This window comes from Streptomyces sp. NPDC015345 (genome assembly GCF_043078805.1).
In the GTDB taxonomy this organism is placed as follows: domain Bacteria; phylum Actinomycetota; class Actinomycetes; order Streptomycetales; family Streptomycetaceae; genus Streptomyces.
In genome coordinates, this window is sequence record NZ_JBIBTX010000013.1 from 43,343 (window position 1) to 57,246 (window position 13,904).

1 protein-coding gene is annotated in these 13,904 nt (G+C 73.8%); it reads right to left on the reverse strand.

Annotated features, from left to right (window positions below):
* Positions 1-4 precede the first annotated feature (4 nt).
* Positions 5-13,900: an amino acid adenylation domain-containing protein gene (locus ACF062_RS36515; protein ID WP_392144141.1), complete on the reverse strand. Its 13,896-nt coding sequence runs from the start codon at positions 13,898-13,900 to the stop codon at positions 5-7.
* Positions 13,901-13,904: the final 4 nt, after the last annotated feature.

Here is a 13,904-nt window from a genome sequence, read left to right on the forward strand (position 1 = left end):
GCGGCTATGGCTGGTCGACGGAGAATCCGGCTTCGAGTTCGTCGATCTGGTGTTGTGCGAGGTCGAGGAGGTGGAAGTCGGAGGGCGTGTGTCCGCCCGCCGTGGGGTCCTCGGTGTGACCGGCGAGGCCGGCCAGCATCTTCAGCCAGGTGTCGCCGAGCCGCCGCGCGTCGGCCTCCTCCAGCAGCCGGCCCGCCCAGCTCAGCGTGATCGTCAGCTCGGGTCCGCCGGCGGTGTCCCTCACCGCCGCCACCGCGTCCACCACGTGCGTGGCGGGCATGTCCGGGTCGACCGAACCGCCGATCGCGCTCTCACCGGCCAGTTGCCACGGCCCGACCCGGCCCGCGCCCGCACCGCCGCCCGCCGCGAACCGGCCCAGGTAGTTGAAGCCGATCTGCGCGGCCGGCGCGGCCCGCAGGATTGGGCCCGTCACGGGGTCGAGATGCCGCAGGAGCTGATGGCCGAGGCCGTCCCCGGGCACCGCCCGGGCCTGTTCCTTGACGGCCTTCACCAAGCTACCGGCAGCCTCGCCCCCCGCCATAGCGGCGTCCAAGTGCGCACCGCTCACGTCGAGGCGCACCGGACGCACGCTGGTGAACAGGCCCACCGTGCGCAGCAGGTCCACGCCCTCCAGGGGCTCGCGGCCGTGTCCCTCGACGTCGACGAGGAGCCCTTGGGCGGTGTCCGGCCGCCAGTGCCCCACCGCGCCGGCCAGGGTGGCGAGGAGGACGTCGTCGACGCCGCAGTGGAAGGCGGCGGGGGCCACACCCACCAGGGTGGCCGCCTGCTCGGGCGGCAGCGTCCACGTCCGGTGCCGCAGGGTGCGTACGGTGTCCCGCTCGGGGTCGAGTTCGCGGCTGCCGAGGGGGGGTTGTGGCGTGCCGAGCAGGGCCAGCCAGTCGTCGAGCTCGGCGGTCCGCCGCTCGTCGGCCGCCTGCGCCACCAGCAGCTCCGCCCAGCGCCGGAACGAGGTGCCCACCGGGTCGAGCACCGGTTCGCGCCCCGCGGCCACCGCCTCGCACGCGGCCCGCAGGTCCGGCACGAGCACCCGCCAGGACACCCCGTCCACCACCAGGTGGTGGACCACCAGGACGATCCGGCCCGTGCGTGCGGGGCCCGCGTCGACCCACACGGCCCGCGCGAGGATGCCGGAGGCCGGGTCCAGGCGCTCCACCGCCGCGCGCGCCGCCCGGCCCGCGATCTCGTCCAGGGCCGTGTCGGTGTCCGCGTCCGCCGCGGTCACGCGCGTGACCAGGCGTGCGGCGTCCACCGATCCCCGCTCGCCGACGATCAGCTTCGGCTCGCCGGGGACCGTGCGGGCCCGCAGCATGTCGTGCGCGTCGAGCAGGGCGCCCAGCCCCGCCGCCAGCGTCCTCGTGCCCAGCCCCGCCGGGGCGCCGAGGACGGTCCACTGGGCGAAGCCGGGGCGTGCGGCCCGCTCGCCCAGCGCCCGCATCACCGGCGTCCAGGGCACCTCGCCGACCCCGACGTCGTCGATGGCGGCCTCGGGCGTAACGGCCCCCGCGACCTCCGCGAGGCGCTCGGGGGTCCTCTCCTCGAAGACCTGGCGTGACGTCAGCAGCAGCTTCGCTCCGCGCGCGCGGGAGGCGAGCTGCATCGACATGATCGAGTCGCCGCCCAGCTCGAAGAAGCTGTCGCCGACCCCGACGCGCTCCAGACCGAGCACCTCGGCGAACAGGTCGCACAGGATCCGCTCGGTCTCGTTGCGCGGCGCCCCCGCCGTGACCCGCTCGGCGAAGTCCGGCGCGGGCAGCGCGGCCCGGTCCACCTTGCCGTTGGCGGTCATCGGCAGCCGGTCGAGCGGCACGAACGCCGTCGGCACCATGGGGTCGGGCAGCCGCTCCCGTACGTACGCGGTCAGTTCGGCGACCAGCGCCGTGGCTGGGCCGTCACCGGTGTGCCGCGCGGGGTCGGCGACGACGTACGCGACGAGGCGGTTGCCCTCCGTGTGATCCTGGCGGGCGACGACCACGGCCTGCACCACGTCGGGGTGAGCGGTCAGGACCGCTTCGATCTCGCCGGGCTCGATTCGGTGTCCGCGTACCTTGATCTGGTCGTCGGCGCGGCCGACGAAGAGCAGTTCGCCCTCGCGCGTCCACCGCGCCACGTCCCCGGTGCGGTACATCCGCGTCCCCGCCGCGAACGGGCAGGCGACGAACCGCTCCGCCGAGAGCCCCGCCCGTCCCAGATAGCCGCGCGCGAGCCCGGCACCGGCGACGTACAGCTCACCGGCGACGCCGGGCGGCGCGGGCAGCAGGAACTCGTCGAGGACGAACACCTCCGCGTTCGCCATCGGGCGCCCCACGGGCACCACGTCGCGGCCGGGCGGCAGCGGTTCGCTCATCGCCGCGCAGACGGTCGTCTCCGTGGGGCCGTACGCGTTCACCATGCGCCGCCCCCGCGCCCACCGGTCGACGAGCCCCGGCGGGCACGCCTCACCCGCCACGACCAGCGTCTCCAGGGCCCTGGGCAGCCCCTCCTCGGCCGCGAGGACGCTCGGCGGCACGGTGACGTGGCTCGCCCCGGTCCGGCGCACTGCCTCGTCCAGCGACACCCGCGGCGGCAGTCCGTCCGGCGCGGCGACCACCAGGGAGCCGCCCGACAGAAGTGCCATGCACAGTTCGGAGACCGCCGCGTCGAAGCTCGGCGACGCGAACTGAAGCACGCGTGAGTCCGCCCGTACCGCGAAGCGGTCGATCTGCGCCCGCGCGAGGTTGCCGAGGCCCGCGTGGGTGACGACGACGCCCTTGGGCCGCCCCGTCGACCCCGACGTGTAGATCACGTACGCGGCGTTGGCCGCCCCCAGCGGCGCCCCGCGCTCCTCGTCCCGTAGCGGGCCGCCCGCGCACCGCCGCACCTCGTCCGCCACCCGCGGATCGTCGGTCACCACGACCCGGCCGGTGAATCCGGCGGGCACCGCGGCGCGCGCCGCCTCGGTGCACACCACCGTCGAGGGGGCCGCGTCGGTCAGCAGGTACGCGATCCGCTCCGCCGGGTATCCCGCGTCCACCGGCACGAACGCGCCGCCGACCATCGACACCGCGAGGAGCGACTCCACCATCGCCGCCGACCGTTCCCCGACGACGGCCACCCGGCGCTCCGGGCCGACCCCGAGCCTCGTCAGGTGCCGCGCGAGACGTCCGGCCCGGTCCATCAACTCTTGGTAGGTGAGCGTCTGTTCGCCCGCCCTCAACGCCACCGCGTCCGGGGTCCGCTCCGCCTGTCGCGCGAGGAGTTCGGGCAGCGGCGCCGCGCCGGCCGCCGGTTCCCGCGTCCGGTTCCACTCGCGTACGACGAGGTCGCGCCCGGCGGCGGCCACGACGTCCAACCGGCCCACGGGCACCGACGGGTCCGCGACCAGCTGCTCCAGGATCCGCGTCAGCGACGCGACCATGTCCTCTGCGCGGGCGCGGTCGCACACGTCCGGCCGGAAGACGAAGTCGCCGTGCATGGGATCACCGGGCGAGACGACGAACGTCAGGGGGTAGTGGCCCATGTCCTGCGGGGTTCCGGCGGGGCGGATATGGAGGGGGGCGGGGGCGGATCCGTTTTCGGAGCCGGGTGCCGAGGCGTTCTCGGGCGGGTGCGGGTAGTTCTCGTAGACCACGAGCGTGTCGAAGACCGCGCCGGGGCCCGCGAGCCGATGGATCTCGGTGAGCCCGACGTGCTGATGGGCCATCAGCGCGACCTGGCGTTCCTGGAGTCCGGCGAGCATCTCGCACGCCGGCTGTCCGGGTGCCAGCGGCACGCGCACGGGCACGGTGTTGATGAACAGGCCGATCGCCGACTCCGCGCCGGGCAGGTCCGTGGGCCGGCCGGCCACGGTCGCGCCGAACACCACGTCCCGGCGCCCGGCGAGCCGCGCGAGCAGCAGCGCCCACGCGCCCTGCACCACCGTGTTCACCGTGAGGCCGCGGTCACGTGCCAGCTGGGCGACGCCCCGTGACACCTCCTCGGAGAACGCGAACCGGATGCGGTCCGGCACCACGGGCACCCGTACGGACTCCGCGGGCACGACCAGCGTCGGTTCGTCGAGGCCGGCCAGCTCCGCCCGCCAGGCGTCCCGCGCCACCTCCTTGTCCTGCCGGGCCAGCCACGCCAGGTAGTCGCGGTAGGACGTCACCGGCGGCAGGTCGCGTCCGTCGCCACCGGCGGCGTGCGCCTCGTACGCCGCCCGGAGGTCGGTGATCAGGACCGGCAGGGACCAGCCGTCCATCGTGATGTGGTGGCTCGTGATGACCAGCCGGTGCCGGTCCTCGCCGAAGCGGATCAGGAGGAGGCGCAGCAGCGGGGCCCGTGTCACGTCGATCCGTTCCGCCCGCTCGTCCTCGGCCAGGCGCTCCGCCTCGTGCCGCGCCTCTTGCAGTGCGAGTCCCCGCAAATCGACCTCGCGCCAAGGGAGTTCGGCGTCCCGCGCCACGACCTGCACGGCCTCGCCCGACGTGAGGCGATGGAAGCTCGCCCGCAGGATCGGATGCCTGCGCAGCACGGTCTCCCACGCGGCGCGCAGCCGGCCGGCGTCAAGCGGACCGTCCAGGGCCAGGGCCCGCTGCCCTTCGTAGACGTCCGGCTCGGCCTCGTCGAAGGTGGCGTGGAAGAGCATGCCTTCTTGCAGCGGTGACAGCGGCCATACGTCGGCCAGCCCCGGCACCGCCGCCTCCAGCTCCTCGACGCCGTCCTGGGTGAGGGTGCGCAGGAGCGGGAAGTCCGAGGGCGTGTGTCCGCCCGCGCCGCTCTCCTCGGTGTGCGCGGCCAGCCCGCCGAGCATCGCCACCCAGGCCCGGCCCAGCCGCTCGGCCTCCGCCTCCGTCACCAGCAGGCCGGGCCGGCTCAGGGTGAGCGTCAGCTCGGGCCCGTCCGGGGTGTCGCGGATCGCCGCACCCGCCTCCAGGACGTGGGTGGCGGGCGTTTCGGGGTCGATCGTGCCGCCGATCGCGGTCTCACCGGTCATCTGCCAGGGGTCGCCCGCCGGGCCCGCGCCCGTCCCGAACCGGCCGAGGTAGTTGAAGCCGATCTGCGGGACCGGAGCCGCCGCGAGGGCCGGCGCGGTCTCCGGGTTGAGGTGGCGCAGCAGCCCGTGGCCGAGCCCGTCGCCCGGCACCGCGCGCACCTGCTCCTTGACCGCCTTCAAGAGCCCGCCCGCGGCGGGACCACCGGCAAGGACCTGCGACAAGTCCACTCCCGCAGCCGTCAGCCGCACCGGACGGGCACTGGTGAACCAGCCGACCGTACGCGACAGATCCACACCCTCCAGCGACTCACGTCCATGCCCCTCGACATCGACCAGAAACCCTGCGGCGGCATCCGGCCGCCACCGCGCGACAGCCCCCGCCAAGGCCGCGAGCAGCACGTCATCAACACCGCAATGGAAAGCGGCCGTGGTCCGGCCCACCAGCGTGGCCGCCTGCTCCGGGGGCACCACCCACGACGTGCGGCGCAGGGTCCGCGCGGTGTCCGCGCCGGGGTCCAGTTCCCGCTCCCCGAGCGGCACGTGACTCTTCCCGAGCAGGGCCAGCCAGTCGTCGAGCTCGGCGGTCCGCCGCTCGCCGGTGGCCTCCGCGGCCAGCAGCTCCGCCCAGCGCCGGAACGAGGTGCCCACCGGCTCCAGCCGCGGCTCGTTCCCTGCCGCCGCCGCTTCACAGGCGGCCCGCAGGTCCGGCACGAGCACCCGCCAGGACACGCCGTCCACCACCAAGTGGTGTGCGACGAGGACCAGTTGGCCGTACCGGTCCGGTCCCGCGTCCACCCATACCGCGCGCACCATCACACCGGAGGCCGGGTCGAGGTGCTCCACGGCCTCGCGCGCCGCCCGCTCCGCGATGTCGCCGACGTCGTCGTGGGTCTTTGCCGGGACGCGGGACACCAGGGCGGACGCGTCCACCGCGCCGGGCTCACCGACGATCAGCTTCGGCTCGCCCGGCACCGTGCGGGCCCGCAGCATGTCGTGCGTGTCCAGGACCGCGCCCAGTCCGGTGGTCAGTACGTCGAGGCCCAGGCCGGCGGGAGCGCCGAGGACCACCCACTGCGCGAATCCGGCACGCGTGGCGCGGTCGCCGAACGCCCGCATCACGGGTGTCCAGGGCACCTCGCCCACGCCTGTGTCGTCCACCGCGACTTCCTGCCCGACCGCCGCCACGACCTGCGCGAGCCGTTCCGGTGTCTTCTCCTCGAAGACCTGCCGGGGTGTCACCACCAGGCCCGCCTGGCGTGCCCGCGAGGCGAGTTGCATGGAGCTGATCGAGTCGCCACCCAGCTCGAAGAAGCCGTCCTCGGCCCCGACCCGCTCCAGGCCCAGGACTTCGGCGAACAGCCCGCACAGGATGCGCTCCGGCTCCGTGCGCGGCTCGCGTCCGACCGCCCGTGCGGCGAAGTCCGGCGCGGGAAGCGCAACCCGGTCCACCTTCCCGTTCACCGTGAGCGGCAGCGCGTCCAGGACGACCACCGCCGCGGGGACCATGTACTCCGGCAACCGGTCCGCCACATATGCACGCAACTCCTGCGCGTCGATGTCTCGGCTGTGCGCTGTCACATATCCGATCAGCCGCTTGTCGCCGGGACCGGAACCGTCCTGCCGGGCCACCACCACGACCTGGGACACCGCAGGATGCCCGGCAAGGGCCGCCTCGACTTCCCCCAACTCCACCCGGAAACCCCGGACCTTCACCTGCTCATCCGCACGCCCCACGAACAGCAACTCACCCTCGGCCGACCACCGGGCCAGATCCCCCGTCCGGTACATCCGGCCCGTGTCGCCGGGCGCGTGGAAGGGGCGGGCCACGAACCGCTGTGCCGTCAGGCCCGGCCGGTCGAGGTAGCCGCGGGCCAGGCCCGGGCCCGCGACGTACAGTTCGCCGACGGTTCCAGGGGCGACCGGCCGCAAGAAGTCGTCCAGGACGTAGGCCCGGCTGTTGACCAGTGGCCGGCCGACCGGCACCGGGCCGTGGCCCACCGCGCGCAGCGGCTCGCTCATCGCGGCACAGACGGTCACCTCCGTCGGGCCGTACGCGTTGACGAGGCGCCGGTCCGACCAGCGCTCGGCCAGCCACGGCGGGCACTCCTCGCCCGCGACGACCAGGGTCGACACGGTGTCGGGCAGGGCGTCCACCGTCGCGAGGACCGACGGCGGCACCGTCATGTGCGTCACCGCGAACTCGGCGGCGACGTCCGCGAGCGTGCCGTGCGGCGGCAGGCGGTCCGCGCCGGCCACCACGAGCGCCGCCCCCGACAGGAGCGCCATGCACATCTCGGAGACGGCGGCATCGAAGCTCCACGAAGCCAGTTGCAGGACGCGCGAGTCGGGACGTACGGCGAACCGCTCGATCTGGCCGGCCGCCAGGTTGCCGATGCCGCCGTGGGTGACCACGACGCCCTTCGGTGTCCCGGTCGAGCCGGACGTGTAGATCACGTACGCCGGGTCCGTCGCGCCGCTCCTGCCGTCCTCGGCGAGGTGTGCGGGGCCGGTGTGCGGCGTGGGCGTGCCGGGGGTGCCGTGCACCCACCGGGGTACGTCCGCCGGAAGTGCCGGCTCGGTCGTGGCCGTGCAGACCACGAGCGCGGGGCCGGCGTCGGCCAGCACGTGCGCGATCCGCTCCGCGGGATACGCCGGGTCCACCGGCACGAAGGCCGCTCCGGCCCTGGACACGCCCAGCAGGACCGCGACCACGTCGGCCGAGCGTTCCATCACCACACCCACCAGGTCGCCTCGGCGCACGCCGTGCGCCCGCACCTGGTGCGCCACCCGGTCGGCGGCGCGGCCGAGCTGCGCGTACGTCCACTGCCGGTCCGCCGCGATCACGGCCGGCGCGTGGGGGGTGCGGCGTGCCTGCGCCTCGAACAGTTCCCCCAGGGTCGCGGTGGGCACGGGCCGGTCGGTGGCGTTCCACCGGTCGAGCACCGTGGTGCGCTCGGCCGTCTCCAGCAGGTCGACGTCACCGACCCTGAGCGCGGGATCGGCCGCGAGCCGGTCGAGGACGCGGGCCAGCTGCCTGCCCACGTGCAGGGCCCGCCGCCCGTCGAACACATCCGGCCGGTAGGTCAGGCGGACGCCGAGGCAGTCGTCCGGGACGACGCCTACGGCCAGCGGGTAGTGGGTGCCGAGGCGGCTGGCCGCCTGGGCGAGCGTGACTTCGCCGCCTTCTCGGCCGGGGCCGGGGCCCCCGACGCCAGAGCCGGGGCCGGCGCTGGGGCTGGGGCTGGGGCTGGGGCTGGAAAGCAGGGGTGCGCTGCGCGGATAGTTCTCGAACATCAGCATGGTGTCGAAGGTCGCGCCCGCCCCGGCGACCGCCTGGATCTCCGTCAGCCCCATGTGCTGATGCGCCATCAGCGCGGTCTGGCGCTCCTGGAGCCGGGCGAGCATCGCGAGCACCGGTTCCCGAGGGTCGAGTTGTACGCGCACCGGAAGCGTGTTGATGAACAGGCCCACCGTCGACTCGACGCCGGGGAGCTCCGGGGGCCGTCCCGCCACGGTGGTGCCGAACACCACGTCCGTGCGCCGGGCGAGGCGTGCGAGGACCATCGCCCACGCGCCCTGCACCACCGTGTTCACCGTCAGGCCCTGGGCGCGGGCCAGTTCGGTGACGGCGCGCGAGGTCTCTCCGGTAAGGCGCAGCGAGCGTTCCTCGGTCGGGACGGGCGCCCCGCCCAGGTCCGCGGGGGCGACGAGGGTCGGCTCGTCGGCCCCGGCCAGCTCGGCACGCCAGGCGGACCGCGCGGCCTCCTTGTCCTGCCGGGCCAGCCACGCCAGGTAGTCCCCGTACGACGCCGCCCGGTCGGGCGCGGGGGCGGCGCCGTCCGCCGCGTACGCCTCGGACACCTCGTTCAGCAGGAGCGGGGTCGACCAGCCGTCCGCCACGATGTGGTGGCTGGTGACGACCAGGCGGTGCCGGTCCTCACCAAGGCGGATCAGGAGCAGCCGCAGGAGGGGCGGCGCCGTCAGGTCGAGGCGCTCGGCCGCGTCGCGGGCGGCGAGCCGCTCCGCCTCGGCGAGAGCCTCGTCCTCCGTACGGCCGGACAAGTCGGTCTCGCGCCAGGGCAGTTCGACGTCCGACGCCACGACCTGCACGGCCTCACCGGACGGCAGGCGGTGGAAGCTCGCCCGCAGCGCGTCGTGCCGGGCCACCAGCCGCTGCCACGACGCGCGGAGCCGGTCCGTGTCCAGCGGTCCGTCCACGGCGAGCACACGCTGGCTCTGGTACGCGTCCGGGCCCTCGCCGTCGAAGGTGGCGTGGAAGAGCATGCCTTCTTGCAGCGGTGACAGCGGCCATACGTCGGCCAGCCCCGGCACCGCCGCCTCCAGCCGCTCGACGCCGTCCTGGGTGAGGCCGTCGAGGAGGGGAAAGTCCGAGGGCGTGTGTCCGCCCGCGCCGCTCTCCTCGGTGTGCGCGGCCAGCCCGCAGAGCATCGCCACCCAGGCCCGCCCCAGCCGCTCGGCCTCCGCCTCGTCCAGCAGGCCGCCGGGCCAGCTCAGCCTGATCGCCAACCGCGGACCGTCCGCGGTGTCCTGGACGGTGATGGTCGCTTCCAGGACGTGTGGCAGGGGTGTTTCGGGGTGGACGGAGCCGCCGATCGCGGTCTCACCGGTCATCCGCCAGGGGGCCGTCGTCGTGGCGGTGGCGGCGGCGAACCGGCCGAGGTAGTTGAAGCCGATCTGCGGGACCGGAGCCGCCGCGAGGGCCGGCGCGGTTTCCGGGTTGAGGTGGCGCAGCAGCGCGTGGCCGAGCCCGTCGCCCGGCACCGCGCGCACCTGCTCCTTGACCGCCTTCAAGAGCCTGCCCGCGGCGGGATTACCGGCAAGGACCTGCGACAAGTCCACTCCCGCAGCCGTCAGCCGCACCGGACGGGCACTGGTGAACCAGCCGACCGTACGCGACAGATCCACCCCCTCCAGCGACTCACGTCCGTGCCCCTCGACATCGACCAGAAACCCTGCGGCGGCATCCGGCCGCCACCGCGCGACAGCCCCCGCCAGAGTCGCGAGCAGCACGTCATCAACACCGCAATGGAAGGCGGCCGTGGTCCGGCCCACCAGCGTGGCCGCCTGCTCCGGGGGCACCACCCAGGTCCGCTGACGCAGGGTCCGGACAGTGTCGAGGGAGGCGCTCAACGGCCGTGTAGCCAGGGGCGCTTGACGGTCACCGAGGAGGGCGAGCCAGTCGTCCAGCTCAGCGGTCCGCCGCTCACCGGTCGCCTGCGCGGTCAGCAGCTCCGCCCAGCGCCGGAACGACGTACCCACCGGGTCCAGCTCCGGGGCGCGCCCGGCGGCCGCCGCCTCGCAAGCGGCCCGCAGGTCCGGCACCAGGGCGCGCCAGGAAACCCCGTCCACCACCAGGTGGTGGGCCACGAACACCAGTCGGCCGACCCGCCTCGGCCCTGCGTCCACCCACACCACCTGGGTCATCACTGCGGAGACCGGGTCGAGGCGGTCCACGGCGGCTTGTGCCGCCCGTCCGGCCATCCCGTCCAGGGCGTCGTCGGCCGCGTGCACCGCGTCCACGCGGGAGACCAGTCGCCCCGCGTCGACCGAACCGCGCGCACCGACGTTCAGCTTCGACTCACCGGGCAGCGTGCGGGCCCGCAGCATGTCGTGCGTGTCGAGTAGGGCGCTCAGCCCGGTGTCCAGGACGTCGAGGCCGAGCCCGGCCGGGGCTCCGACCACCACCCACTGCGCGAAGTGCGGCTGGGCGGCTCGCTCGCCGAGCGCCCGCATCACCGGCGTCCAGGGCACCTCACCGGCACCGGAGTCGTGCGCGGTGGCCGCCGTCACGGCGACCTCCGCCACCGTGGCGAGCCGTTCCGGTGTCTTCTCCTCGAAGACCTGCCGAGGTGTCACCACCAGGCCCGATCGGCGGGCGCGCGAGGCGAGTTGCATGGAGCTGATCGAGTCGCCACCCAGCTCGAAGAAGCCGTCCTCGGCCCCGACCCGCTCCAGACCGAGCACCTCGGCGAACACATCACAGAGGATGCGCTCTGTTTCGGTGCGCGGTTCGCGTCCGATCACCCGGGCGGCGAAGTCCGGCGCGGGAAGCGCCGCGCGGTCGACCTTCCCGTTGACGGTCAGGGGCAGCGCGTCCAGGACGACGACCGCCGCCGGGACCATGTACTCCGGCAACCGGTCCGCCACATACGTACGCAACTCCAGCGCGTCGATGTCTCGGCTGTCCACTGTCACGTACCCGATCAGCCGCTTGTCGCCGGCACCGGAACCGTCCTGCCGAGCCACCACCACGGCCTGGGACACCGCAGGATGCCCGGCAAGGACCGCCTCCACCTCCCCCAACTCCACCCGGAAACCACGGACCTTGACTTGTTCGTCGGCGCGCCCAACGAACAGCAACTCACCCTCGGACGACCACCGGGCCAGATCCCCCGTCCGGTACATCCGCCGCCCGCCCCCGCCGAACGGGCACGCCACGAACCGCTCCGCCGTCGGCCCCGGCCGGTGCAGGTACCCCTGCGCGAGTCCCGCACCCGCCGCGTACAGTTCCCCCACCACGCCGGGCGGGACCGGACGCAGGAAGGCGTCCAGGACATACACCTGCCGGTTTCCCAGCGGCCGCCCGATCGGCAGCACAGGCCCACCCCCGGCGCCCACCGGCAGCACATGCCACGTCGCACACAACGTGACCTCCGTCGGCCCATACAAATGCCGCACGACAACCTCAGGACACACCTCACGCACCCGCGCCACCGACCCCACCGGCACCACATCCCCGCCGGTCAACACCTCCCGCAACCCCACGAAACACTCCGGAGACTCCTCCGCCAGCACCCGGAAAAGACCAGCCGTGACATGCACCGCCGACACACCCCCGGCAACCGCCTCCCGCACCCCCCGCGCATCCACCACACCCGGACCGGCCACCACCACCCGACCCCCGGAAACCAACGGAACCCACACCTCGAACAACGACACATCGAAAGCGTGCGGCGCATGCATCAACACCGCATCACCACGACCCACCGACCAACCCGCGTCCCCGACCAGTGCAGCCACACTCCCATGCGGCACCGCCACACCCTTCGGCACACCCGTCGACCCCGACGTATACATCACATACGCCAAATCCTCCGCAGTCACGTGAGCAACCCTCTGTCCCGACCGGCACCGGGCGATCGCCGCCGCCACCTCGGCGTCGTCCACGACGACCACCGGCCCTGCCTCCGTGTCCTCGGGCAGCAGCCCGCGTGTGCCGTCGGTGCACACCACCGCCGCCGGGGCGGCGTCGGCCAGCACGTATGCGATACGGTCCGCCGGGTAGTCCGGGTCCACAGGAATGTAGGCGGCGCCCGCCTCCCACACCGCCAACAACGCCACCACCACATCAGCCGACCGCTCCATCACCACCGCGACACGATCACCCCGCCCCACACCCAACCCCACCAAATACGCCGCCAAACGACCCGCCCGCCCCGCCAACTCCCCATACGTCAGCCTGACTCCACCATCCACCACCGCCACCGCGCCCGGCTCACGCGCCACCTGCCCGGCGAACAACCCGGGCACCGACACACCCGACACCCGCCCCACCGTCGCGCTCCACGTGCCCACCACCAACCCACGCTCCACAGCATCCGTCACCTCCACCCGACCCACCGGCACCGACGGATCCACCACCATCTGTTCGAGCACCCGCACAAACCGCTCGACGACCGACTGCGCGGTGGCGTGGTCGAACAGGGCCGGGCGGTGGTCGAGTTTGACTGCCATCCGCTCGCCCTCGGGAGCCACGACCAGCGTGAGCGGGTAGTGGGCGGCCTCCCGCTCGCCGAGGGAACGCAGGGTGAACGCGTCCGGGGCGGGCTCCTCCCGAGGGGGGCGGGGGTAGTTCTCGTACACCACGATCGTGTCGAAGGCGGCGCCTGGGCCCGCCGACTTCAGGATCTCGGAGAGGCCGAGGTGCTGGTGTGCCATGAGCGCGGCCTGGCGGTTCTGAAGGGTGGCGAGCATGTCCGAGACGGGTTGCGCGCCGTCGAGCGGTACGCGGACCGGCAGGGTGTTGATGAAGAGACCGACCATGGACTCCACACCCGGCAGCTCTGCGGGACGCCCGGCGGCCGTCGCACCGAACACCACGTCCGTACGGCCCGCGAGACGCGCGAGGACCAGCGCCCACGCGCCCTGCACGACCGTGTTGACCGTCAGGCCATGGGAACGCGCCAACCTGCCCATCTCGCAGGTCAGTTGCTCGGAGAGCCGGATGATGATGCTTTCCGGCGCGACCGGTGTCCGCGCCGGGTCCGCCGCCGCGACGAGGGTCGGCTCGTCGAGGCCGGCCAGCTCCGCCCGCCAGGCGGCGCGCGCCGCCTCCTTGTCCTGTCGGCCCAGCCATGCGAGGTATTCGCGGTAGGACGTCGTCCTGGGGAGCGCGCGGGTGTCACCGCCCGCCGCGTACACGGCGGGCAGCTCGTTGAACAACACCGCCATGGACCAGCCGTCCATGACGACGTGGTGGCTGGTGAGGACCAGCCGGTGTCGTTCGTCGCCCATCCGGAGCAGCAGGAGCCGCAGCAGCGGCGCGACCGCCGGGTCGAACCGCTGCGAGCGCTCGCGCGCCGCCAGCCGGTCGGCCTCGGTGACGGCGTCGTCCTCCCCGAGCCCTGAGAGGTCCTCCGTGCGCCAGGGCAGCACGGCCTCGCGCGCGATGACCTGCACCGCCTCGCCCGACTTGCGGCCACGGAAGCTCGCCCGCAGCGCGCCGTGCCGGGCGAGCAGCGCCTGCCACGACCCGTGCAACCGGTCCATGTCGAGCGGCCCGACCAGCTCCAGCGTCCGCTGCCCCTGGTAGACGTCCGGACCCTGGGCGTCGAAGGAGGCGTGGAAGAGCAGCCCTGTCTGCAACGGCGACAGCGGCCAGACGTCCTCGACAGTGGATCGGGTCATCTTC

Excerpts from the sequence above, each read along its gene's own strand:
- ACF062_RS36515 (WP_392144141.1), bottom strand. The coding sequence starts at position 13,900 with ATGACCCGATCCACTGTCGAGGACGTCTGGCCGCTGTCGCCGTTGCAG.